The organism is Methylobacterium sp. WL8 (assembly GCF_008040045.1).
GTDB lineage: Bacteria > Pseudomonadota > Alphaproteobacteria > Rhizobiales > Beijerinckiaceae > Methylobacterium > Methylobacterium cerastii.
The window spans coordinates 1-22,399 of the sequence record NZ_VRVF01000075.1; the positions used below are offsets into that span (position 1 = coordinate 1).

Annotated in this window: 23 protein-coding genes and 2 pseudogenes; 16 read left to right on the forward strand and 9 right to left on the reverse strand. The window is 70.2% G+C overall.

Annotated elements, in window-relative coordinates; translation table 11 throughout:
- The 4 genes and pseudogenes from FV234_RS21090 to FV234_RS21105 form a co-directional block, all read left to right on the forward strand.
- Positions 1–203: pseudogene (locus FV234_RS21090) on the forward strand (sugar transporter); the annotation flags it as partial.
- Between the two features lie 734 nt (positions 204–937).
- Positions 938–1,468, forward strand: coding sequence for a MucR family transcriptional regulator (locus FV234_RS21095; RefSeq protein WP_147754128.1), 531 nt, complete (start codon positions 938–940; stop codon positions 1,466–1,468).
- Positions 1,469–1,665: 197 nt separating this feature from the next.
- Entirely contained in the window at positions 1,666–2,502 is an 837-nt protein-coding gene (locus FV234_RS21100) for an alpha/beta hydrolase (protein ID WP_147831476.1), read from the forward strand.
- A gap of 143 nt (positions 2,503–2,645) precedes the next feature.
- A complete protein-coding gene (locus FV234_RS21105; RefSeq protein WP_147831478.1) occupies positions 2,646–4,139 on the forward strand; it encodes a Do family serine endopeptidase in 1,494 nt (497 codons plus the stop codon).
- An 80-nt stretch (positions 4,140–4,219) separates the two neighbouring features.
- Here FV234_RS21105 and FV234_RS21110 read toward each other — a convergent pair whose 3' ends face one another.
- Positions 4,220–5,797 carry an EAL domain-containing protein gene (locus tag FV234_RS21110; protein ID WP_147754124.1) on the reverse strand — a complete coding sequence of 526 codons (1,578 nt, stop codon included), beginning with the start codon at positions 5,795–5,797 and terminating at the stop codon, positions 4,220–4,222.
- Between the two features lie 273 nt (positions 5,798–6,070).
- Between FV234_RS21110 and FV234_RS21115 the strand changes: the two genes are divergently transcribed.
- From FV234_RS21115 to FV234_RS21160, 10 genes are all read left to right on the forward strand, one after another.
- Positions 6,071–7,384: a replication-associated recombination protein A gene (locus tag FV234_RS21115; RefSeq protein ID WP_147831481.1), complete on the forward strand. Its 1,314-nt coding sequence runs from the start codon at positions 6,071–6,073 to the stop codon at positions 7,382–7,384.
- An 8-nt stretch (positions 7,385–7,392) separates the two neighbouring features.
- Positions 7,393–7,722, forward strand: coding sequence for a GlpM family protein (locus tag FV234_RS21120; RefSeq protein ID WP_147762209.1), 330 nt, complete (start codon positions 7,393–7,395; stop codon positions 7,720–7,722).
- A 71-nt stretch (positions 7,723–7,793) separates the two neighbouring features.
- On the forward strand, positions 7,794–9,041 hold the full coding sequence (locus FV234_RS21125; protein WP_147831483.1) for an Hsp70 family protein: 1,248 nt from the start codon (positions 7,794–7,796) through the stop codon (positions 9,039–9,041).
- 449 nt (positions 9,042–9,490) lie between these two features.
- A complete protein-coding gene (locus tag FV234_RS21130) occupies positions 9,491–10,534 on the forward strand; it encodes an RluA family pseudouridine synthase (RefSeq protein WP_246686259.1) in 1,044 nt (347 codons plus the stop codon).
- Positions 10,535–10,796: 262 nt separating this feature from the next.
- Entirely contained in the window at positions 10,797–11,168 is a 372-nt protein-coding gene (locus FV234_RS21135; RefSeq protein ID WP_238272878.1) for a hypothetical protein, read from the forward strand.
- 22 nt (positions 11,169–11,190) lie between these two features.
- Entirely contained in the window at positions 11,191–11,850 is a 660-nt protein-coding gene (locus tag FV234_RS21140) for an HAD-IA family hydrolase (RefSeq protein WP_147753372.1), read from the forward strand.
- A gap of 42 nt (positions 11,851–11,892) precedes the next feature.
- Entirely contained in the window at positions 11,893–12,687 is a 795-nt protein-coding gene (locus tag FV234_RS21145) for an ATP12 family protein (RefSeq protein ID WP_147831487.1), read from the forward strand.
- A 173-nt stretch (positions 12,688–12,860) separates the two neighbouring features.
- Positions 12,861–14,393 (forward strand): acyl-CoA carboxylase subunit beta, encoded by a 1,533-nt coding sequence (locus tag FV234_RS21150; protein ID WP_147753374.1) that lies wholly within the window; start codon positions 12,861–12,863, stop codon positions 14,391–14,393.
- A gap of 77 nt (positions 14,394–14,470) precedes the next feature.
- Positions 14,471–14,731, forward strand: a complete 261-nt coding sequence (locus tag FV234_RS21155; RefSeq protein ID WP_147831489.1) for a type II toxin-antitoxin system HicA family toxin — start codon at positions 14,471–14,473, stop codon at positions 14,729–14,731.
- Entirely contained in the window at positions 14,728–15,057 is a 330-nt protein-coding gene (locus tag FV234_RS21160) for a type II toxin-antitoxin system HicB family antitoxin (RefSeq protein WP_147764154.1), read from the forward strand. Before FV234_RS21155 ends, FV234_RS21160 begins: the two co-directional genes overlap by 4 nt.
- Positions 15,058–15,072: 15 nt before the next feature.
- Here the strand turns inward: FV234_RS21160 and FV234_RS21165 are convergent, their stop codons facing one another.
- The 4 genes from FV234_RS21165 to FV234_RS21180 all read right to left on the reverse strand — a co-directional run bounded on the left by FV234_RS21165 (position 15,073) and on the right by FV234_RS21180 (position 18,478).
- A complete protein-coding gene (locus FV234_RS21165; protein ID WP_147831491.1) occupies positions 15,073–15,519 on the reverse strand; it encodes an ABC transporter ATPase in 447 nt (148 codons plus the stop codon).
- Positions 15,520–15,580: 61 nt separating this feature from the next.
- Entirely contained in the window at positions 15,581–16,498 is a 918-nt protein-coding gene (locus FV234_RS21170; protein ID WP_147831493.1) for a metallophosphoesterase, read from the reverse strand.
- Between the two features lie 161 nt (positions 16,499–16,659).
- Positions 16,660–16,884, reverse strand: a complete 225-nt coding sequence (locus FV234_RS21175; protein WP_147753379.1) for a hypothetical protein — start codon at positions 16,882–16,884, stop codon at positions 16,660–16,662.
- Between the two features lie 202 nt (positions 16,885–17,086).
- Positions 17,087–18,478 (reverse strand): aminotransferase, encoded by a 1,392-nt coding sequence (locus tag FV234_RS21180; protein ID WP_147831495.1) that lies wholly within the window; start codon positions 18,476–18,478, stop codon positions 17,087–17,089.
- A gap of 125 nt (positions 18,479–18,603) precedes the next feature.
- Between FV234_RS21180 and FV234_RS21185 the strand changes: the two genes are divergently transcribed.
- Entirely contained in the window at positions 18,604–19,140 is a 537-nt protein-coding gene (locus FV234_RS21185; RefSeq protein ID WP_147831497.1) for a hypothetical protein, read from the forward strand.
- Between the two features lie 268 nt (positions 19,141–19,408).
- On the opposite strand, the gene FV234_RS27095 is transcribed toward FV234_RS21185, so the two are convergent.
- The 3 genes from FV234_RS27095 to FV234_RS21195 all read right to left on the reverse strand — a co-directional run bounded on the left by FV234_RS27095 (position 19,409) and on the right by FV234_RS21195 (position 20,715).
- Positions 19,409–19,657, reverse strand: coding sequence for a hypothetical protein (locus FV234_RS27095; protein ID WP_306422436.1), 249 nt, complete (start codon positions 19,655–19,657; stop codon positions 19,409–19,411).
- 190 nt (positions 19,658–19,847) lie between these two features.
- A complete protein-coding gene (locus tag FV234_RS27100; protein ID WP_306422437.1) occupies positions 19,848–20,078 on the reverse strand; it encodes a hypothetical protein in 231 nt (76 codons plus the stop codon).
- A gap of 70 nt (positions 20,079–20,148) precedes the next feature.
- Positions 20,149–20,715 carry a hypothetical protein gene (locus FV234_RS21195; protein WP_147831499.1) on the reverse strand — a complete coding sequence of 189 codons (567 nt, stop codon included), beginning with the start codon at positions 20,713–20,715 and terminating at the stop codon, positions 20,149–20,151.
- A gap of 403 nt (positions 20,716–21,118) precedes the next feature.
- On the opposite strand from FV234_RS21195, the gene FV234_RS21200 reads away from it, so the two are divergent.
- Entirely contained in the window at positions 21,119–22,273 is a 1,155-nt protein-coding gene (locus tag FV234_RS21200) for a cell wall hydrolase (RefSeq protein WP_147831500.1), read from the forward strand.
- Positions 22,274–22,287: 14 nt separating this feature from the next.
- Here the strand turns inward: FV234_RS21200 and FV234_RS21205 are convergent.
- Positions 22,288–22,399, reverse strand: a pseudogene (locus FV234_RS21205) (IS5/IS1182 family transposase); the annotation flags it as partial.

Below are 22,399 nucleotides of genomic sequence, written 5' to 3' on the forward strand. Positions count from 1 at the left end.
CCCCGGTCGTCCCCGTCGTCTACCGCATCGACATGCGCGACCCCAACAGCCTGTTCACCTCCCAGGCCTTCCGCATGCGCAACCGCGACCTCGTCTACGTCTCCAACGCCCCCTTCACCGAAGTCTCCAAGGTCGTCAGCGTCTTCTCCACCGTCGCAGGACCCGTCGCCTCCGCCGCATCCGTCTACGCCTACGCACGCTAGGCGCCGACCGGACCCGCGCCGCCGCCGAACGCCGCCGCATAGCCCTCGCCGTCGTCCCCAGGCGCCGAGGGCGAGCCCGGCCGAGGCGGCGCCGCGTCGGGGCGGCACTACCGGGTCGAATAGGATCGAGCGGTCGCCGACGCTGCCGCGCGCACGCGCCGGCTTCGCCCCAGCAAGCCTTTCCCACACTACCACGCTCCAATTTTAAGCCCGTCCGGTCGCTCCCCGGATGGCTTCGACGTGGATCCGAGCCCGATGCCGCTCCTGGGCCCGGGCCGTCCATCGATTGGTCGGACTTAGACCGCGCAGCGCGCTCGCGCGATGTTCGGCGTGAAGATCGCGCCGTCTTTCGATCCGGACATCGTCGCACCGTGCAACTCCGCGTCGGGGGCGGACGCGGCAAAATGCATCCCAGGGCTACCTCATCGATACGGCGTTCGGCGTTCGGACACGCACAATCGATGCGCGCGCGACACCGGCAATTTATCCCAACAACGTTCGCTCAATAGGGCACAGACGGACAATTGCGCACAATTTAGTTCAGTCCGGGCTACATTCCCGAACGTTTGTGCGCATCGCCGCGGCTCTTGATCAGAGGATAGCGCCGGAGTACCGCCGATCCCGGTGGATTTCCTCGAAAAACGGGCGAAAACCACGAAATAATCTTGCCCGCCAACAAAACTGAGCTTACGGTCGGCACTATCATTCGAACTCACAATGACGGACCGAACAACATGAGCGAACCAGACGTCGACAGGGCCCGTTTCATCACGTTGGCCGCGGACATCGTCTCCGCCTATGTCAGCAACAATCACGTCCAGAGCGTCGAACTGCCGAAGCTCTTGAGCGATGTGCACGAGGCGATCGTCGGCGTCTCGGGCGCCAACGGGCCGGTCGCCGAGGTCGGGCCGCCGAAGGCGACCGCGCCGGAGATCCGACGCTCGGTGACGCCGGATTACCTGATCAGCTTCGAGGACGGAAAGCAGTACAAGACCCTGCGCCGGCATCTCACCCTGCGCGGCCTGTCGCCCGAGCAGTATCGCGCCAAGTGGGGCCTCGCGCCCGACTATCCGATGACCTCGCAAAGCTATTCGGAGCAGCGCTCCGAACTCGCCCGCGCCCTGGGCCTCGGCCAGCAGCGCCGCAAGAACGTGGCGAAGTCCGCCGCGCCCGAGCCGGTGGTCACCGAGGAGGCGGCAGCCGAAAGCGAGGCCGACGCCCCCGCCAAGAAGCCCCGCGCCGCCCGGAAGAAGAAGGACGCCTGAGGCTCCCACCGCTTCGGCAGGACTCTCCAGGACTTCCACGGCATCGAATGGCCGGAGGCGCGAGCGCGCCTCCGGCCATCCGGCGTCATGGGGTCCGCTCCCTCGGAACGTTCGACGCGGCCGGTTGCTTCCCGTCCGCGACAGGCGTCCCGGCATCGTTCGACAGCCGCCGACGGATATCCGAGCAGGAGCGAGACATGGCCATCCGCGACACGGCCTTCATCCGGACCGGGGACGGCACCCGGCTCTACGTCAAGGATTGGGGCACCGGCCGGCCGGTGGTGCTGATCCACGGTTGGCCCCTCGACGCCGACATGTGGGAGCACCAGATGCCGGCGCTGGCCGAGGCCGGCTACCGGGTCGTCGCCTACGACCGGCGCGGCTTCGGCCGGTCCGACCAGCCCTGGACCGGCTACGACTACGACACCTTCGCCGACGACCTGAAGGCGGTGCTCGACGGCCTCGACCTCCAGGACGTCGCCCTCGTCGGCTTCTCGATGGGCGGCGGCGAGATCGCGCGCTACATGTCCCGCCACGCGGGCGCACGGGTCACGAAAGCCGTGCTGGTCTCGGCGGTGACGCCCTACATGCTCAAGTCCGGCGACAACCCGGACGGCGTCGACGGCGGCGTCTTCCAGGGCATGATCGACGGACTCCGGAAGGACCGCCCGGCCTTCCTCGCGAACTTCGCCAAGACCTTCTTCGGCGCCGGCGTGTTCCATTCCCCAGTCTCGGCCGAGACGATGACCTGGGCCGGAAACCTGGCGATGCTGGCCTCGCCCAAGGCGACGACGGCCTGCGTGACCGCCTTCGGCACCACCGACTTCCGGGGCGACATGACGCATTTCAGGGTGCCGACCCTGGTAATCCACGGCGACGACGACCAGACCGTGCCGATCGACGTGTCGGGCAAAGTAGCCGCCGCCGCGATCCCCGGCGCCACGCTCGTGGTCTACGAGGGCGCGCCGCACGCGGTGCCGTTCACCCACGCCGAGCGGCTGAACGCCGACCTGCTGGCCTTTCTGAAGGGCTGAGCCGCGGTGCGCGGGCCGGCGGACCGGGCTCTCGCGCGCCGCATTCGACCGCGATAGACAGGCCGCGATCGCATGTCGGTCCGGGCCGTCCCACCGCGCGGACGGCCCGGCGCCCCGACGGCCTCGAGCGCCCGGAGTCCTGCATGCCCCATCCGTCTTCCCTCGCCGCCCTGGCCGTCGCGCTGATGCTGGCCGGCGGCCCCGCCGCCGCGCAGATGGCCAGGACGCCCGACAAGACGCCCGACAAGACCTCGGACGCGCCGCCGGCCCGGCTCGCGACGCCCGACAAGGCGGCGCCCGCAAGCAAGGGCGAGGTGCAGCTCTCCTTCGCCCCCGTCGTGAAGCGGGCGGCGCCCTCGGTGGTCAACGTCTACGCCTCGCACATCGACAAGCGGCCCAACGCCCGCACCAGCGCCATGGACGAGTTCATGCGCCGGTTCTTCGGCGCGGAAGGCGGGCGCGGGCAGGGCGGCTCCCCGGGCGAGCGGGCGCAGAAATCCCTCGGCTCGGGGGTGATCGTCGACGGGTCGGGCCTGATCATCACCAACAATCACGTCATCGACAACATGAACGAGGTCCGCGTCTCGCTGGCCGACCGGCGCGAGTTCGAGGCGACGATCGTGCTGCGCGATCCGCGCACCGACCTCGCCGTGATCCGCATCACCAACCCGGCCGGCGGCCTCGTCGCGATGCCGTTCGGCGATTCGGAGGGCCTCGAGGTCGGCGACTTCGTGATGGCGATCGGCAACCCGTTCGGCGTCGGCCAGACGGTGACGCAGGGCATCGTCTCCGCGCTGGCGCGCACCCAGGTCGGCTCGTCGGACTACCAGTTCTTCATCCAGACCGACGCCGCGATCAATCCGGGCAATTCCGGCGGCGCGCTCGTCGACCTGCGCGGGCACCTGGTCGGGATCAACACCGCGATCTACTCGCAGTCCGGCGGCAGCCACGGCATCGGCTTCGCGATCCCGGCGAGCATGGTGAAGGCCGTGGTCGAGACCGCCAAGAACGGCGCCACCACCGTGCGGCGGCCCTGGCTCGGGGCGCGCGTCCAGAGCGTGACGCCGGACATCGCCGAGAGCATGGGCCTCGACCACCCGACCGGCGTCCTCGTGGCGAGCCTGCAGGCCAAGAGCCCGGCCGACGAGGCGGGGCTGAAGCGCGGCGACCTGATCCTGACCGTCGACGGCCAAAACGTCGACGACCCGGAAGCCTTCGGCTACCGATTCGCGCTCAAGGGCATCACCGGCCAGACCAAGTTCGGCATCCTGCGCGGCACCAGCCGCAGCACCCTGCCGGTGAAGCTGGTGCCGGCGCCCGAGACGCGGCCGCGCGACGTGCTCAAGGTCCGCACCCGCTCGCCGTTCCTCGGCGCGACGCTGATCAACACCTCGCCCGCCGTGGCCGAGGAGATGCTGGTGGACTTCCCCGTCGACGGCGTCGCGGTGCAGGCGGTCGACGAGAACTCCATCGCGGCCCGCGCCGGCCTGCAGAAGGGCGACATGCTGGTCTCGATCAACGGCCAGCCGGTCTCCACGACGAAGGACGTCGAGCGCGCCACCCGCACGGTCCAGAACGCCTGGGAGGTCGCGATCAACCGCAACGGCGAGGTGCTGACCTCGATGTTCGGCGGCTGAGGCGGGGCAAGACGGGCCGAAGCCCGGCCTTCATACCAAAATTCGGTCGATCCCTTCGGGATGGCGGATTTGGGCTTCGCTCAGGCGGCCTGGAGCGCGAGGGCCTTGGCCTGGATCTCCTCGACCGGCGCCCCGATCAGGGCGGTGATCGCCTCCTTCGGCATCGGCGCGCCGAACAGGTAGCCCTGGCCGTAGTCGCAGCCCTGGTCCGACAGCCAGTCGACGCTGGCGTCGGTCTCGATCCCTTCGGCGGTGGTGACGAGCCCGAGGCTGGCGCCGAGCTTGATGATCGCGTCGACGAGCTTGGCCCGTTCCGCGCTCATGGTGATCGTGTCGACGTAGGTGCGGTCGATCTTGAGCTTGTCGAACTTCAATTCGCGCAGGTGGTAGAGGCTGGAATAGCCCGTGCCGAAGTCGTCGAGGGCGATGCGCACGCCGAGGTTCTGCAGCGAGGTCAGGGTCGTGCGGGCCGCCTCCAGGTCCTGGACCAGAGCCGTCTCGGTGATCTCGACCTCCAGGCGACTCGGGGAGAAGCCGGTCTCGGTGAGGATCGCGAGGATGCGCTCGCACAGCCACCGGTCCTGGAACTGCTGCGGCGCGATGTTCACCGCGAGCTGGAAGTGGGACGGCCAGTCGCGGGCGTCGAGGCAGGCCTGGCGCAGGAGCTTCATGCTGAGCTCGGAGATCAGGCCGGTCTCCTCGGCGATCCCGATGAAGCTCGCCGGGGCGAGCAGGCCGCGGACCGGGTGACGCCAGCGCGCGAGCACCTCGACGCCGACCAGCGTCTTCTCCGGCAGCGTCACCACGGGCTGGTAGAACGGCTCGATCTCGCCGTTCGCGATCGCCTCGCGCAACTCGCTCTCCAGCTGCGCGCGGGCCTTGAGCTCGAGGTCCATCGCGCTCTTGAACACGCGGAACACGCCGCGGCCGTCCTTCTTGCCCTGGTACATGGCGAGGTCGGCGGCGTGCAGCACCACGTCGGCGTCGGCCTGGTCGGCCGAGATCAGGGCGATGCCGATGGTCGCGCCGACCTTCAGCTCGTTGCCCTGCCACTGGATCGGCGCGGCGATGGAGGCGATCACCGCCTGGGCGAGGCGGGACAGGCCGTCGCTGCCGCCGTCGAGCGGCACGAGCAGCGCGAACTCGTCGCCGCCGAGGCGGGCCGCGAGGCCGCCCTCGGGGGTCAGGGCGGACAGGCGCTCGGCCACCGCGCACAGCACGGCGTTGCCGGCCGCATGCCCGTAGATGTCGTTGACCGGCTTGAAGCGGTCGAGGTCGACCAGCAGCACGGCCTGCGTCGGGACCAGGCTCGCGGCCGCCCGGCGGCGCTCCAGCGTCTCCAGGAACAGGCGGCGGTTGGCGAGGCCGGTCAGCACGTCGTGGCGCGCCACCGCCTCGGCCTCGGCGGCAGTGATGTCGCGCTCGCGCATCGCCACCCGCAGGAGCAGGGATTTCCGCAGGCTCGCCGCGAACACGGCCAGGCCCATCAGGGCGACCAGCATGAACGCGTTCGAGAGGTCGTTGGCGTGGATGAAGGCGTTGAGGCTGGAGAAGACCTGGAACTGGATGCCGATGATCCACAGGCAGCCGCAGATCATCAGCAGGCACAGGGCCTCGTAGAGTTCTCCCTCTCCCCAGCTGCCGCGTTTCCGGATCATGCGTCGTCCCCCGTGAGCGGGCTCGACAAGACCACCGGTGGACTTAAGGGATTCTCACGCGGCACGGCCGCTCGCGGCGTCACCGTTGCTTTCGCTGCGTCCGGACGAACACTTCGTCCGCTTGAGTTAACAGGGTGTTTTCCGAAACGAAGACGGTTGCGGCGATGGTGTCGCACGGGCTCCGCCCGGCCGGGTGGCCGGCGGCGCGCTTCCGTCGGCTTCTGCCGGGCGGCGCCTCTTGCCGAGCGTGGGCCGCAGGGTGTTGATGCGGGCATGCCCGACCTCTTCGCAACCGCCGGCCTCGACGCCTCGGCGCCCCGTCCGCTCGCCGACCGGCTCAGGCCGGGCACGCTCGCCGAGGTCGTCGGCCAGGACCACCTCACCGGCCCGGACGGGGCGCTGACGCGGCTGTTGCGCGGAAAAAGCTTCGGCTCGCTGGTGTTCTGGGGACCGCCGGGCACCGGCAAGACCACCGTGGCGCGCCTGCTCGCGCACGAGACCGACCTGCATTTCGAGCAGATCTCGGCGATCTTCTCCGGCGTGCCCGACCTGCGCAAGGTGTTCGAGGGGGCACGCAAGCGCCGGGCGACGGGGCAGGGGACGCTGCTCTTCGTCGACGAGATCCACCGCTTCAACCGGGCGCAGCTCGACGCCTTCCTCCCCGTGATGGAGGACGGGACGGTGACGCTGGTCGGCGCGACGACGGAGAACCCGTCCTTCGAGCTGAACGCCGCCCTGCTGTCGCGCGCCCGGGTCCTGCTGTTCCGGGCGCTGGACGACGCGGCGATCGCCAAGCTGATCGCCCGGGCCGAGGACCTGACCGGCCAGGCGCTGCCGCTCACCGAGGAGGCCCGGGGCGTCCTGGTCCGCATGGCCGACGGCGACGGGCGCGCGGCATTGACTCTGTGCGAGGAGATCTGGCGCTCGGCCAAGCCCGACGAGATCCTCGACGCGGAGGTGCTGCAGACCCTCGTCCAGCGCCGCGCGCCGATCTACGACAAGGCGCAGGAGGGCCACTACAACCTGATCAGCGCGCTGCATAAGACGGTGCGCGGCTCGGACCCGGACGCGGCCCTGTACTACCTGTGCCGGATGCTCGACGGCGGCGAAGACCGCCTGTTCATCGCCCGGCGCCTGGTGCGGATGGCGGTGGAGGATATCGGGCTCGCCGACCCGCAGGCCCTGGTGATCACGACGGCCGCCAAGGACGCGTTCGACTTCCTCGGCAGCCCCGAGGGCGAACTCGCGCTGGCGCAAGCGGTGATCTACCTCGCCTGCGCCCCGAAATCGAACGCGGCCTACGAGGCCTACAAGGCGGCGACCCGCATCGCGAAGGAGCACGGCTCGCTGCCGCCGCCGCGCACCATCCTCAACGGCTCGACCAAGCTCATGAAGCGGCTCGGCTACGGCGAGGGCTACCGCTACGACCACGACGAGCCGGAGGCGTTCTCCGGCCAGGACTACTGGCCGGAACGGCTCGGCCGCCAGCACCTCTACATGCCGACCGACCGCGGCATGGAAAGCCGCTACCGCGACCGGCTCGCGCATTGGGAAGAGCTGCGCCGGGAACGGCGCGGGGAGGGGTGATCGGCGCCGTGGACGTCCTGCTCAAAGGCGTGGCCGGCGGCCTCGTGACGATGGCGATCGTGCTGGCGTCGCGTCGCGGCAACGTCCTGCCCGGCATCCTGCCGTTGGCGCCGACCTTCGCGATCATCGCCCTGCTGGCGGTCGGCGCGAAGGGCGAGGCCGGCGCCTTCCGCGAGACCTGCCTGGCGGGCTTTCGCACGATTCCTGCTTACCTAGTCTTCCTCGCGGTGGCGTGGTGGATCGGCGGATCCTTCGACTACCGCCTGGCGCTCCTCGGCGGGCTCTGCGCCTGGCTCGTGGTCGCGCTCGCGCTGTTCCTCGGGCCGCGCTGGCTCTGAAGCGCTGGACCCCGCGCCCGCCAGCCTGTAGGGCAGCCGCCCCCACGAACACCGGCGAAAGACGACACTTGATGGCGGCCTGCGGCCTCGATTTCGGCACGTCGAACACGACGCTCGGACACCGCGCCCCGGCGGGTCCGCGCCTCGTTCCCCTGGAGGGGCGCCACCTCACCATCCCAAGCGCGATCTTCTTCGAGCCGAACCGCGCCGCGGTGATCGGGCGGGCGGCGACGGAGGCCTACCTCGAGGGAACGCCGGGCCGGATGATGCGCAGCCTCAAGTCGGTGCTGGGCTCGGGGCTGATCGACGAGACGACGCCGGTGGGCCGCGAGCGCGTGCGCTTCCGCGACGTGATCGGGCGCTACCTCGGCGCGGTGAAGGCGCGGGCCGAGGCCGCCGCCGGCGAGACCTTCGACACCGTGGTGCACGGGCGTCCGGTGCACTTCGTCGACGGCGACGCGGCGGGCGACCGCCGGGCCGAGGACACCCTGCGCGAGATCGCGCAAAGCATCGGCTTCCGCCACGTCTCGTTCCAGTACGAGCCGATCGCGGCGGCGCTCGACCACGAGCAGAGCGTCCGGCGCGAGGAGATCGCGCTGATCGCCGACATCGGCGGCGGCACCTCCGACTTCTCGATCGTGCGCCTCTCGCCCGAGCGTCACGCCAAGGCGGAGCGAGCCGACGACATCCTCGCCAACGACGGCGTGCGCATCGGCGGCACCGACTTCGACCGCTTCCTCAGTCTCGGCACGGTGATGCCGCTGCTCGGCCTCGGCAGCCCGATGAAGCGGGCCGAGCTGCTGGTGCCGAACGCCTACTTCCACGACCTCGCCACCTGGTCGAGCATCAACCGGCTCTACAACCCCAAGACCCTGCGCGAGATCGCCGAGATCATCCGCGACGGCGCGCGGCCGGACCTCGTCGAGCGGCTGCGCACGGTGGTCGAGCTGGAGCGCGGGCATTCGCTGGCCATCGCCGTCGAGGGCGCCAAGATCGCCGCCTCGAACGACGGCGCCTCGGACGTCGACCTCGACTGGGTCGAGCCCGGGCTCGCCGCCCCCGTGGACCGGACCGCCCTCGTCGCCCACACCGACACCCTGGCGACGCGGATCTCCGAGCGGGTCGGGCGCTGCCTCGCCCAGGCGGGCCTCACCGCCGACCGGATCGATTCGCTGTTCCTCACCGGCGGCTCCACCGGCCTGCCGCATGTCCGCCAGGGACTCACCGCCTGCCTGCCGGGCGCCCGCGTGGTGGAAGGCGACACCTTCGGCTCGGTCGGCATCGGGCTTACCCTCGAGGCGATCCGCCGGTCGGCGTGAGGGCGAAGGCATCAGCCCCCGAGGGCTGCCGACCGACGGATCCCCGACGGTGCCGAACGGCAGGACGACCCGACGCCGGCCTGCCGTGCGGGCGGCGCGAATTGTCGCCGGTGCGGGCGGGTGTTAACGCGCTTGCATGACAGGCAATCCACCACGCGGCGGCAAGGGTTCGGGCAAGGGTCCGGGGACGGGCTTTGGCAAAGGCGCAGGCAAGAGCGTCGGCAAGGGCTCCGGCCGGCCGCCCTCGCCGAAATCCGCCGAGGGCAAGGCTGCGGCGAGCAAGGGCGCGAGCCGCGGCCCCCGCTCCGGCGCGCCCGGAAAAACCCGGTTCGGCCGCCCGGAGCGGGCCGGCACCGGCCCGCGCACCTCGGCCCTGGCGGCGGCCCAGCGCGCGGCCCAGCTGCGCGGCGACGACGCGACCGCGCGCTCGCCCTGGGGCGAGGTCGAGGGTGCCGACCCGGCGCCAGCAGCGCGCGGCGGCCTCGGCGACGCTCGCCTCCGGCGTGCAGACGCTCACCGTCGAACCCGACGAGGCCGGGATGCGGATCGACCGCTTCCTCACGGCCCGCTTCCCGCAACTGCCCTTCGCCCGCGTGCAGAGCATCGTCCGCAAGGGCGAGCTGCGCGTCGATGGCAAGCGTGCCAAGCCGAACGACCGGCTCGAGCCGGGCATGGCCGTGCGGGTGCCGCCGCTCAAGCTCGACCAGCCGGCCGACCGCCCGCGCAACCCGGTCCGCGACCAGGACGACGCCGAATTCATCCGCTCGCTGGTCCTCTACGAGGACGCGGACATGATGGTGCTGAACAAGCCCTTCGGCCTCGCGGTGCAGGGCGGCTCGGGCACCGTCCGGCACGTGGACGGGCTGCTGGAGGCGCTGGCCGGCCCCGACGGCTCGAAGCCGCGCCTCGTCCACCGCCTCGACAAGGACACCGCCGGCTGCCTGATCGTCGCCAAGACCCGGGTCGCGGCGGCGACGCTCGCCAAGAGCTTCCGCTCGCGCGCGGCGCGGAAGATCTACTGGGCGCTCACCGCCGGCGTGCCGCGCACGCCGCAGGGCCGGGTCTCGACCTACCTCGTCAAGGAGGAGCCGACCGACGCCGACGCCCGCATGCGAATCGCCCAGCACGGCGAGGAGGGCGCAACCCACGCGCTGACCTATTACGCCACCGTCGACCAGGCGGCGCAGAAGGTGTCGTGGCTGTCGTTCAAGCCGGTGACGGGGCGGACCCACCAGCTGCGCGCGCACGCGGCCCATATCGGACACCCGATCGTCGGCGACCCGAAGTATTTCTCGGTCGAGAACTGGGCGCTCCCCGGCGGCATCCAGAACCGGCTCCACCTGCTCGCCCGCCGGATCGTGATCCCGCATCCGCGCACCGGCAAGCCGATCGACGTGAGCGCGCCTCTGCCGCCGCACATGGCGCAGAGCTGGAACCTGCTCGGCTTCGATGCCGCCCGCTACGACCCGATCGTCGACGCGCCGGAGGCGTGAGGCCAAATCGGCGACACCCCGGAGGCGCGCGGCCAAATCGGCGACGCCCCGGAGGCGCGCGGCCAAGCGTTCGTGATCGCGAAGGCGGCCCGCGCGTCGTGCTCTGCGGCGCCGCGAGGGTTGGCAACCGCCCCGCGAGGCTCATATCCTCGAACGGCAGCGAAGCGCCGGCCCTTCGCTGCGCGCGACCGAGCCTAACTCGACCCCCGAGCCTAACTCGACCCCCGAGCCTAACTCGACCCCGTGGTGAGACCCGATCGACATGAAGCTCACGACGCTGGCCTGCCTCGCCGCCCTTTGCGTGATCGGTCCCGAGACCCTCTCGATTGCCGCCCCGGCTGCGGCCCCGGGCGCCCAGGCGCAGCCGTCGCTCGGCCGCGCCGGCCCGCCCGGCGTCCGCGCCGGCGACAAGCGGCGGCGCTCCTACGCCGCCTGCAACCGCGCCTCGCATGCGCGCGCGCTCCAGGGCGGCCGCCGCCGCCGCTTCCTGATCCGGTGCAAGCTCGGCTACGAACGGCCGCGCACCCCCTCGGCGCAGCAGCAGCAATCGCAGCCGTTGCAGCAACAGGCGCCGGCCTCGGCCCCCGCGCCCGCCCCGATGACGGCGCCCGCGCCAGCCGAGCGCAAGCCGTGAGGCGGCCCCGCCGTCCCGGCGCGTGAAGCTCGTCGTCTTCGACGTCGACGGCACGCTGGTCGACAGCCAGCACCTGATCGTCGCCGCGCAGGGCACGGCCTTCGCCGAGAACGGCCTGCCGGCGCCGAGCCGCGCCGAATCGCTCTCCGTGGTCGGCCTGTCGCTGCCGCAGGCCTTCCGCCGCCTCGTCGGCGACGACGGCCCGGTCGCTGCCCTGTCGGAGAGCTACAAGCGCGCCTTCAACGCGCTGCGCCTCGACCCGGATTACGAGGAGCCGCTGTTTCCCGGCATGGGCGAACTGATCGCGCGCCTGCACGCCCGCGACGACGTGCGACTCGGGATCGCCACCGGCAAGTCGCGGCGCGGCGTCGACCACCTCGTCGCCTTCAACGGCTGGGAGGGTTGGTTTTCCACCACCCAGACCGCCGACGACGCCCCCTCCAAGCCCGATCCGGCGATGTTGAACCAGGCGATGGCGGAAGCGGGCGTCGGCCCCTCCGCCACCGTGATGGTGGGCGACACCTCCTACGACATGGCGATGGCGGTGGCGGCAGGCGCCGCCGCGGTCGGCGTGGCCTGGGGCTACCATCCGCCCGGCGCCCTGTTCGGCGCCGGCGCCGTGACCGTGGTCGAGACCGCCGCGGCCCTGGGGGACCTGTTCCGCGACCCCGCGGAGCGCTGAGCGGGCTCGCGAAACCATGCGCGATCCCTTAATCTCCGAGCCATGAGCGACGACGTCACCCAAGATTGGCTGGGACAGCCTTCCGACACCCCGCGCCCCGACCCGATGCGGGCGGTGCGCGACCACGGCAAGCCGGTGCTGCCGAAGCGCTTCTACAAGGAGACCGGGTTCGCCGAGGGCGAAGGCGGCTTCCGCCTGACGCTGGACGGGCGCCCGGCCAACACCCCGGCGCGCAACCCGCTGGCGGCGCCGACGCGGGCGCTGGCCGAACGCCTCGCCGCCGAGTGGGCGGCGCAAGGCGAGACCATCGACCCCGCGAAGATGCCGTTCACGCGGCTGATCAACACCGCGATCGACGGCGTCGCCCCGCGCATGGCGGCCGTGGCCGAGGACCTGTGGCCCTATGCCGGCACCGACCTCGTCGCCTACCGCGCCGGCACGCCCGAGCGGCTTGTGGCGGCGCAGGCAGAAGCCTGGGACCCGATCCTCGATTGGGCGCGCGAGGCTCTGGGCGCCCGGCTGATCCTCAGCGAGGGCGTGATGCACGTCACGCAGCCGGAGGATTCGGTGACGGCTCTGCGCGCGGCGGTCTCGGCGATCGACGACCCGTTCCGGCTCGCCGCCTTCCACACCCTGACGACGCTGAGCGGATCGCTGCTGATCGCGTTGGCCGTGCTCGCCGGGCGCCTCACCGCTGAGGAGGGCTGGGAGGCCGCCCACGTCGACGAGACCTACCAGACCGCCGTCTGGGGCGCGGACGAGGACGCCGCGACGCGGCTCGCCGGACGCAAGGTCGAGTTCCTGGCCGCCGCCGAGGTGGCGGCGCTGGCCCGCTAGGCGCAGCTCGCGCGGACCGGAAAATTCGGCTTTTCGCCGGGCCAAAACAGGTTCAATTCCCCGGCGCGGAACTGCATGCTAAGGCGCTGTTCAAGCTTGGGCACGCCGTCCTGATCGGGCGGCCTGCGCAAGGAACAAGAACTCCCTACGCCTGAGGCAGGACCGCTCGACCCATGAAGGACATCCTGGAAAAGCTCGAGGAGCGCCGGTCGCTCGCCCGTCTCGGCGGCGGCGAGAAGCGGGTCGACGCCCAGCACAAGCGCGGCAAGCTCACGGCGCGCGAGCGCATCGAACTCCTGCTCGACCACGGGTCGTTCGAAGAGTTCGACATGTTCGTGCAGCACCGCTCGACCGATTTCGGGATGGAGAAGCAGAAGATCCCCGGCGACGGCGTCGTCACCGGCTGGGGCACCATCAACGGCCGCACCGTGTTCCTGTTCTCGAAGGACTTCACGGTGTTCGGCGGCTCGCTGTCGGAGACGCACGCCGCCAAGATCGTCAAGGTCCAGGACATGGCGCTGAAGATGCGCGCCCCGATCATCGGCATCTTCGACGCCGGCGGCGCGCGTATCCAGGAGGGCGTGGCCGCGCTCGGCGGCTACGGCGAGGTGTTCCGCCGCAACGTCATGGCGTCCGGCGTGATCCCGCAGATCTCCGTCATCATGGGCCCGTGCGCGGGCGGCGACGTCTACTCGCCGGCCATGACCGACTTCATCTTCATGGTCCGCGACACGAGCTACATGTTCGTCACCGGCCCCGACGTGGTGAAGACCGTCACGAACGAGGTCGTCACCGCCGAGGAGCTCGGCGGCGCCAAGGTCCACACCACGAAGTCGTCGATCGCCGACGGCTCGTTCGAGAACGACGTCGAGGCCCTTCTTCAGATCCGCCGCCTCGTCGACTTCCTGCCGGCCAACAACATCGACGGCGTGCCGGAGATCGAGAGCTTCGACGACCCCTTACGCCTCGACAAGTCGCTCGACACCCTGATCCCGGACAACCCGAACAAGCCCTACGACATGGGCGAGCTGATCCGCCGCGTGGTCGACGAGGGCGACTTCTTCGAGATCCAGGCGGCTTACGCCCGCAACATCATGACCGGCTTCGGCCGGATCGAGGGCCGCACGGTCGGCTTCGTGGCCAACCAGCCGATGGTGTTGGCGGGCGTGCTGGACGCGGACGCCTCGCGCAAGGCCGCCCGCTTCGTGCGCTTCTGCGACGCCTTCTCGATCCCGATCGTGACCTTCGTCGACGTGCCGGGCTTCCTGCCGGGCACCGCGCAGGAATACGGCGGCCTGATCAAGCACGGCGCCAAGCTGCTCTTCGCCTACTCCCAGGCGACGGTGCCGCTCGTCACCATCATCACGCGAAAGGCCTTCGGCGGCGCCTACGACGTGATGGCCTCCAAGCACGTCGGCGCCGACCTGAACTACGCCTGGCCCACCGCGCAGATCGCGGTGATGGGCGCCAAGGGCGCGGTTGAGATCATCTTCCGCAGCGAGCTCGGCGACGCCGACAAGATCGCCGGCCGGACCACCGAGTACGAGGACCGCTTCCTGTCGCCGTTCGTGGCGGCAGAGCGCGGCTACATCGACGAGGTGATCATGCCGCATTCCACCCGCAAGCGCATCGCGCGGGCGCTGGGCATGCTGCGCACCAAGGAGATGGAGCAGCCCTGGAAGAAGCACGACAACATCCCGCTCTGAGGACGGGCTGAGATCGTCGCACACGTCGGCGCTCGCATCGGGGAGCGCCGACGTGTGATACTGGCTTTCGATATCATATGAAGCTCAGCGGGCGGCATCGGGCGACGCTGGCGGCGATCCTCGCCGACCCAGTGCGCTCGGGCGTCGTCTGGACCGACATCGAGGCCCTGATGATCGCCTGCGGCGCGGAGGTCACGGAGGGCCGGGGATCGCGAATCCGGGTCGCGCTGAACGGCGTGCGCGCCGTATGCCATCGGCCCCATCCGCAGAAGGAGACGGACGAGGGCGCGGTCAAGTCGGTGCGACGCGTCCTGTTCGAGGCCGGAGTCACGCCATGACGACGATGCCGTATCGAAACTACGAGGCGTCCGTCGAATACGACCCGGAGGCCGACCTCTTTCACGGCGAGATCCTGGATCTCCGCGACGTGATCACGTTCCAGGGCCGGTCCGTCGACGAGTTGAAGCAGGCGCTCGCCGACAGCGTCGAGGATTACTTGGCGTTCTGCGCCGAGCGCGGGGAAGAGCCCGCGAAGGCCTATTCCGGGCAGTTCGTCGTGCGCGTCGAGCCGGGGCTGCATCGCGCGTTGGTCTCGTCGGCGCGCAGGGCCGGGATCAGCCTCAACAAGTGGGTCGCCCGCACCTTGGAGCAGGCGGCCGACTGAGACGGCCCGCCGCGTTCAGCTCCGGTCGCTGTGCTCGATCACGGCGCACATGGTCAGCGGCCCCTTGTCCGTGCCCGAGACGGAGCAGGTGATGCGGGCGCCGCCGGCGTCGACGTTGCTGTGGCGCAGGCGGCTCGCGGCCTCGCGGGCCTTGTGGGCGGCGGCCTCGATCACGTTGGCGCCGATCCCGGTGACGGCGTGGCCGGCCTTGCCGAACAGGGCGTAGTAGCCGTCGGGCGGGGCCTCGCCGCGGAACTGCGCGCCGACCGAGGAGAGCTGCGGGCCGCCGCAGGACAGCGTCAGGGTGGTGCCGTCGCCCGCCGAGAAGTTGGCGAAGTCGGTGCTGCGGTTGCCGGGGCTCGCCGCCGTCTCCTTCGCCACCTTGTCGATCAGGTCGCCGCATTCGTCGGCGAGCGCCGGGGCGGGCAGGGCGAGGATGAGGCCGACGAGAAGTGCGCGCATGCGGCGAACCTAGCGTGTCGGCCCGAAACGGCCAGCGCCCGCGCCTGAGGCGTCTCGCCGCTCAGGCCGTCGCGGGACCGTCCCCGAGTTCGAGAAGCACGATCTCGGGGGGCACGCCGAGCCGGACCGGGATGCGGCTGACGCCGAAGCCGCCCGACACGATCATGTGGCGGCCCTGCGTGACCACGTGGCCGTAGGAATAGTCGTGCCCGTGGATCGGGCGGATCGCCGGCGAATGGCCGAACAGGCGGATCTGCCCGCCATGGGTGTGGCCGGCGAGCGTGAGCGACACGCGCTCCGGCACGTCGACGAAGGCGTCCGGCTCGTGGATCATCAGGATCGCCGGCGCGTCGTCCGTGATCTTGGCCATCGTCGCGGGCAGGTCGTCGCGGCCGCTGTCGTCGTCGAACATCAGGAACGGCTGCTGGTCGCCGAGGCCGGCGACCCAGAACGGGTGCCCGTCCTTGGTCAGGCGCAGGGCGTCGTTCTCCATCACCGGGATGCCGACGGCCTCGAGCACGCGGCGCGCTTCCGGCACGCCGCCGCGGGCGGCCTGAGCCTCCGCGTCGTCCCACCAATCGTGGTTGCCGAGGATCGAGTAGGTGCCGAGCGGCGCGCGCAGGCCCGCGGCGATGCGGGCGAAATCGGGAAGCGGCACGCGCTTCCAGGCGATCCGACCGGCGGCCGGATAGTCGCCGAGCATCAGGATCAGGTCGGGTGCCAGCGCGTTCGTGGCGTCGACGATCTCGGCGACGCGGTCGAGCGGCATGAACGGCTCGCAGACGTGGAAGTCGGCGAGCACCGCGACCTTGAGGGAGAGGCCCGGGGTCCAGTGCGGCAGGCGCGGGGCGTAGCGGGTCACCACGAGGCGGTGCAGCGGCTCGACCCCGAAGGCGTAGGCGCCGGTGGACAGCCCCGCCGCGGCCAGCGTGCCGCCGAGACCGGTCAGGACCTGCCTGCGGCTCGGCAGGATCAGCATGGAAGCCTCGGGTTCGCGTCGGTCGAGCATCCCTGGCCTCACACTCCGGCGAAAGCGCGGCGTGGACCTGGACGCGAACGACGATGACGCGAACCCGTCGAGAAACCCTGAACCGGACCGCAGAAAGCGGACCGGATCATGCTCCCGAATCGTGGGATCGCTCAGTCGAGCGGCACGTCCTCGTGCACGATGCCGAGCACGCCCTTGAGGTTGGTCCGCGGGGCGGCCTTGCCGGCCGGCTTCACCGAGTGGGCGGCGGCGGCGAGCGCCGGAAGCGCGAGGGGGCGGAAGCCGTAGCGGGCCTCGGCCTGGTCCATCTGCCGGCGCTCGGGCTCCTGTGCCTGGGCCTGCGTCTCCGAACCTTGCATCGCATCGGGGGCGTACATGGGATTTCCGTCCTGTGGTCGTTCGCACGGCGATGGCGCCGCCGCATGCTGCCCCCACGCCGCTCCAGGGCGATGGCGAGCGATTCGAGATCATCCGCCGGATCTGGAGCCGGCGGATGATCGATAAGGATGCAGTCGGCATGAACGCAGGCTTAAGAAATCGCCGCCGCATCGCAGCATTCGACGCACACGAAATCCGGTGTCAGGCGGCCGGCATTGCCTCCAGCCCCTCGGCCCTGATCCAGTCGGCGGTCCGGTCCAGCGCCCGGGTGAGGCGGTCGAACAGGGCGTCGATCTCGTCGGCCGTGATGATCAGCGGCGGGCAGACGGCGATGCGGTCGCCCATCAGGAACCGGACGATCAGCCCTTCCGCTTGCGCGAAGGCGACGCAGCGGGCGGCGACTCCGGCCTTCGGCTCGTACTGCCGGCGCGACGCCTTGTCGGCGACGATCTCGAGCCCGCCGATCAGGCCGAGGCCGCAGGCTTCGCCGACGATCGGGTGTTCGGCGAGGCGCGACAGCCGCGCCTGGAAGTGCGGCGCCTTGGCTGCCACGCCCTCGACGATGCGCTCGCGCTTGTAGATCTCGATGGTCTTGAGCGCGACGGCGCAGGCGACGGGATGGCCGGAATAGGTGGTGCCGTGCCCGAACGTGCCGATCTTCAGGCTCTGCGCGCGCATCGCCTCGTAGAGCGGCTCGTCCACCGAGACGCCGCCGAGCGGCACGTAGCCCGAGGTCAGCGCCTTGGCGAAGGACAGGGTGTCGGGGCGCATGCCCAAAGCCTCGCTGCCGAACCAGGTGCCGAGGCGGCCGAAGCCGCAGATCACCTCGTCGGCGATGAAGCGCACCTCGTAGCGGGCGAGCACCGCCTGGATCGCGGCGAAGTAGCCCTCCGGCGGGACGATGGCGCCGCCGGCGCCCATCACCGGCTCGGCAATGAAGGCGGCCACCGTCTCCGGCCCCTCGCGCAGGATCGTGGCCTCGAGCTCGTCGGCCAGCCGCTGCGAGAAGGCGGCCTCCGTCTCGCCGGGTTCGGCGAAGCGGTAGAAGTGCGGGCAGCCGACATGAAGGAAGCCGGGCAGCGGCAGGTCCCAGTCGGTGTGGTTGGCCGGCAGGCCGGTCATCGAGGCGGTGGCGATGGTGACGCCGTGATAGCCGCGCTGGCGCCCGATGATCTTCTTCTTCTTCGGCCGGCCCAGCGCGTTGTTGAGGTACCAGGCCAGCTTGACCTGCGTGTCGTTGGCTTCCGAGCCGGACGAGGTGAAGAAGATCTTCGAGGTCGGGACCGGCATCAGCTCCTTCAGCACCTCGGCCAGCTCGATCGCCGGGTCGTGGCTGCGGCCGGAGAACAGGTGGGTGAAGGGCAGCTTGGCCATCTGCTCGCGGGCGGCCTCGACGAGCTCGCCGTTGGAATAGCCGAGCGCCGTGCACCAGAGGCCCGCCATGCCCTCGATGTAGGGCCGCCCCTCGGTGTCGTAGACGTGGACGCCGTCGCCGCGCTCCAGCACCAGCGGGCCGGCGCTGCGGTGCGCGTCGAGGTTGGTGTAGGGGTGGATCAGGGTTTCGACGTCGCGGACGGCGAGGTTCGAGAGCATGCGGGCGATCCGGTGCTGTGGCGCGTTGGCCCGCCACACTACCGACCCGATGCGGGCTCAGGTACCCCGACACGTTCGCGCGGCCTCGGGCCGCGCCCCTTTCGTAACCCAGACGCCGCGACGCGATGCTCGATCCCGCCACCATCGTCGCGACGCCGGCCCCCGGCCGGGCCTGCGGCGCCTGCACCCTGTGCTGCAAGGTCTACGACGTGCCCGCCGTCGAGAGCCTCGCCGGGCAATGGTGCCGCCACACCAAGGCCGGGCGGGGCTGCGCGATCCACGCCGACCGGCCCGACCATTGCCGCGCCTTCCACTGCCTGTGGATGACCGAGAGCTGGCTCGGCCCCGAATGGAAGCCCGACCGCGCCAAGATGGTGCTCAGCCTCGATCCGGTGAGCCGCAACATGAACGTGCAGGTCGACCCCGGCCAACCGAAGGCCTGGACGCGCGAGCCGTATTACGGCCAGCTGAAGGCCTGGGCCGCATCCTCGCTGCCGATGAAGCGCCACGTCCTCGTCCACCTCGACAAGGCGACGACGGTGGTGCTGCCCGACCGGGACGTACCGCTCGGGACACTGACGGCCGACGACCGCATCGTGATGCGCGAGCGCATGGGCTCGCGGGGGCCGACCTTCGAGATCGAGGTGGTCCGCGGCGCCTAGCGCGTCTTTCGTGGTGCCGAGATCACGGACGGTGACTTGCCTCGTCGCGTGGTCGAGGTCGCCCTGTGCACGCCTTCCTACACCTTGCGCGAAACTGCTCCGGTTGTGGAAACCCCTGTCGCTACACTTACGCCTGACTGGTCGCGCCTGACTGGTCGCGCCTGACTGGTCGCGCCTGACCGGTCGCGCCTGACCGGTCGCGCCTGACTGCTCGAACGGGGCGAGCTTCCGCCGCGCCCTTCCCGACGTCGGTCCCTTCGGTAATCCGTCAGCTGACAGGTGGCACCGGCCGCCGGCTGAGGTCCGGCGCCTTCTCAATCGCCGTCGTCACACAGGGCCATGATGCGCGCATGGACCACATCGACCGGCCCGCAGGACCACGGATGTTGCCTTCGAGACAATAATCGAAATCCTGTTTCTCGAGCAGCGCCCCGAATTGTTCTGCGATGAAACGGCGAATGTCGGCGTCGGCCCGCCGAACCTCGTCGACGATCTCTTCACGTCCATCGACGACCAAGAGGACACTTTCCAGATCACAGCTGCCGAGAAGATCTCCTCCGCCGCGACCGAGGTATGCCTCGAACTTCGTCGCGAGGAAAAACTCGGGCTTCAGTATTTTGATGATAGTTTCCTTTGCGAGCGGACAATCGGTCGCCGTCGCAATTCCCCTGGCATACCATCGATTCGCGAAGCCGAGGATGTTCGCATCATCGATGCATCACGTCGACCTTGAGGCCGGAAAGCGTCATTCGGCATATGACCGAGTCTTCGGACGCTTCGACGAAACCCTTCGTCCGCAATCGTGCCTGCAAGGCGGCCCATGCCGGATAACCGGCCAGATCGACGATCAAGTCCACGTCGTCCGTTGCCCTGACGTCTTCGAGGGTGACCGCATCGGTGATGAACAGGGCCGTCGTGCAACCGCCGACGAAGACCAACCGGGGGCGGAGATCGGTACCAAGAGCCTGGCGACGAGCGTCAGCATCTCGAGCAATCGACCCCGAACGCTCATGTCCCGAGCAGCCGTTTCGAAAGCCGTTCCTTCGCCAAGCCCGCCTCGCGCTGGTTCCCGAGCCTGATGGCGTCGACGAGGGCGAGGTCTTCGTAGAGACGCACGTCGTTACGCGCCGCCTCCGGAACACTCTTGAACAACGGCGAGACGGATTGGCCGATATCGCGCCCTCCCGGGTCCGGCCAGACGTAGATGTAATTGCCGGCGCTCAAGAGTGCGCTTTTCAACATCGGCGCGCAGAACGCGGTCGGCAGCCCGCGTGTCATCGCCCCGGGCGAGGCAGGAAACACGAATTTCAGGCCATGAACGATGAAGTCGTAGAGATTTCGGCGATTGGGCTTCGGCCGACCCGTCGTGCGATCCTTGATCGCCATGCCATTTGAAAGAATACGCTTGAACGAAGCGCCGATCTCGGTCTTGCTGGTCCCCAATTGGGATTCGAGCCCGCGAACGGAATAGGGCGCCTCGGCCCCGAGGTGCGATCGGATGCCGTCAGCGCCGGTTTCTTCCTCCTGCTGAAGGCTCACGAGCTTCAACAGGACGACGACATCCTGGCTCTTCATTACGCTCATGCGCGTACGTCCTCTGTCCTAGGACTAAGGACACTCGGTCACGGGGAGAGATGCGCGTCAACGGGGCGATACGCTTCGACCTTCCTTCCCGGCCATACGTCGAAAGCGAAGGGCACCGATCCTCGGATGTCCCGCCGAAACCACGGCGGCTTCGAGCGACCGGCATCGTCAAAGCGGTGGTGCCAGGAGTCCCCGGGGCAACCGTCGATCGGCCGCCCTTAACCCCTCCGCAACCATACCGCGCGATAAATTCCCGACCGCCATCCTCGCACCGGAACCAGCCGGGAGGATCGTCGGGTGTGGCTTATCGAGTACGGGTCGGTTCGGCGTGGGCACGAGACGAGGACGACGCGGACGGAGCTTCATCGGGCTCGGCACCGCCTTCACGCCCTGGATGGCCGGCCTCGGGCTGCTGGTCTCCTTCACGGCGAGCGCCGGCACCGAGACCAGCTTCGGGTCCAGCCGGCTCGTCGAGAGCGACGTGCGCCTGGTTCCGGCGCTGCCCGCCGGCACCGTGCTGATCGGCGCGAGCCTGCGCCGCGACGGCGCCGGCGCGATGCTCACCATCGAGCGGGCGGACGCCGTCCGCATCCGCCGCCGCGTCGGCGACGAGCCGCTGCAGGCCGACCTCAAGGCCGAGGCGCGGGTCTTTCCGATCGTCCAGCGCAGCGGCAAGGGCGATCCGGCGCGCGCGCCGGGGCCGAGCTTCGAGCGCACGGCCGCGTCGCTGCGCGAGGCCGGCGCCTCGCTGCTCTTCGCCAACCTCACCGGCAACGTCACCGGCCTGCTGACGCCGGGCGCCGCCACCTGGAACCCGGACCTCGAACCCGAGGCCGGCTTCGTGCCGGTGCCCGACCTCGGCCTCGGACGCGCCGATCCCGGCACGACCGCCGAGGACGACGCACGGGCCGAGGCCGACGAGGAGCGCCGCTCCGACGGCTCGACGCCGCCGGTGCCGCGCGCCGTGGCCCTGTCCTCGACGACGCCGGCTCCGGCCGACGCCACCCCGATCGAGGTCGCCTCGGCCAGCCTGATGCTGCCGGGATTCACCATCCGCACCGACCGGGCCGAGGCGCCGGCGGTCCAATCCGTCCCCGAGGACGCCCGCCACCGCTACGCCGACCTGATCGGGCCGGACGCCATGGACAAGGAACAGCGCTGCCTCGCGGAGGCCGTGTACTTCGAGTCGCGCAGCGAGCCCGAAGCCGGCCAGGCCGCCGTCGCCCAGGTGGTGCTGAACCGCGTGAAGAGCGGACTCTACCCGTCCAACGTCTGCGGGGTCGTCTACCAGAACCGCCACCGCTACATGGGCTGCCAGTTCTCCTTCGCCTGCGAGGGCAAGGCCCTGCGCATCACCGATTCGGGCTCGTGGGCCACCGCCACCCGCATCGCGCAATCGGTGATCGAGGGGCGGACCTACCTCGCCGAGGTCGGCGACGCGACCCACTACCACGCCGACTACGTGAAGCCCGGCTGGTCGCGGCGCCTGCGCAAGATGGACGTCATCGGCCGGCACATCTTCTACGAACTCAAGCCGGGGCAGACGTAAGAGTCTGTCCGGCATCATAATGTTTTCTGACAGAGCTTTCGGGTCATGAGGCGGATGGAGGCCAAGAGGACGAACGCTCGCCCTTTCCGGCTTTTGCATTCCCAATCCTTCGCGAGACGGCGGCAG

What these genes read in the sequence shown, in the direction of transcription:
- FV234_RS21095 (WP_147754128.1), top strand. Translation starts at nt 938, where the DNA reads ATGAGCGAACCAGACGTCGACAGGGCCCGTTTCATCACGTTGGCCGCG.
- FV234_RS21100 (WP_147831476.1), top strand. Translation starts at nt 1,666, where the DNA reads ATGGCCATCCGCGACACGGCCTTCATCCGGACCGGGGACGGCACCCGG.
- FV234_RS21105 (WP_147831478.1), top strand. Translation starts at nt 2,646, where the DNA reads ATGCCCCATCCGTCTTCCCTCGCCGCCCTGGCCGTCGCGCTGATGCTG.
- FV234_RS21110 (WP_147754124.1), bottom strand. Translation starts at nt 5,797, where the DNA reads ATGATCCGGAAACGCGGCAGCTGGGGAGAGGGAGAACTCTACGAGGCC.
- FV234_RS21115 (WP_147831481.1), top strand. Translation starts at nt 6,071, where the DNA reads ATGCCCGACCTCTTCGCAACCGCCGGCCTCGACGCCTCGGCGCCCCGT.
- FV234_RS21125 (WP_147831483.1), top strand. Translation starts at nt 7,794, where the DNA reads ATGGCGGCCTGCGGCCTCGATTTCGGCACGTCGAACACGACGCTCGGA.
- FV234_RS21135 (WP_238272878.1), top strand. Translation starts at nt 10,797, where the DNA reads ATGAAGCTCACGACGCTGGCCTGCCTCGCCGCCCTTTGCGTGATCGGT.
- FV234_RS21145 (WP_147831487.1), top strand. Translation starts at nt 11,893, where the DNA reads ATGAGCGACGACGTCACCCAAGATTGGCTGGGACAGCCTTCCGACACC.
- FV234_RS21150 (WP_147753374.1), top strand. Translation starts at nt 12,861, where the DNA reads ATGAAGGACATCCTGGAAAAGCTCGAGGAGCGCCGGTCGCTCGCCCGT.
- FV234_RS21155 (WP_147831489.1), top strand. Translation starts at nt 14,471, where the DNA reads ATGAAGCTCAGCGGGCGGCATCGGGCGACGCTGGCGGCGATCCTCGCC.
- FV234_RS21160 (WP_147764154.1), top strand. Translation starts at nt 14,728, where the DNA reads ATGACGACGATGCCGTATCGAAACTACGAGGCGTCCGTCGAATACGAC.
- FV234_RS21165 (WP_147831491.1), bottom strand. Translation starts at nt 15,519, where the DNA reads ATGCGCGCACTTCTCGTCGGCCTCATCCTCGCCCTGCCCGCCCCGGCG.
- FV234_RS21170 (WP_147831493.1), bottom strand. Translation starts at nt 16,498, where the DNA reads ATGCTGATCCTGCCGAGCCGCAGGCAGGTCCTGACCGGTCTCGGCGGC.
- FV234_RS21175 (WP_147753379.1), bottom strand. Translation starts at nt 16,884, where the DNA reads ATGTACGCCCCCGATGCGATGCAAGGTTCGGAGACGCAGGCCCAGGCA.
- FV234_RS21180 (WP_147831495.1), bottom strand. Translation starts at nt 18,478, where the DNA reads ATGCTCTCGAACCTCGCCGTCCGCGACGTCGAAACCCTGATCCACCCC.
- FV234_RS21185 (WP_147831497.1), top strand. Translation starts at nt 18,604, where the DNA reads ATGCTCGATCCCGCCACCATCGTCGCGACGCCGGCCCCCGGCCGGGCC.
- FV234_RS21195 (WP_147831499.1), bottom strand. Translation starts at nt 20,715, where the DNA reads ATGAAGAGCCAGGATGTCGTCGTCCTGTTGAAGCTCGTGAGCCTTCAG.
- FV234_RS21200 (WP_147831500.1), top strand. Translation starts at nt 21,119, where the DNA reads ATGGCCGGCCTCGGGCTGCTGGTCTCCTTCACGGCGAGCGCCGGCACC.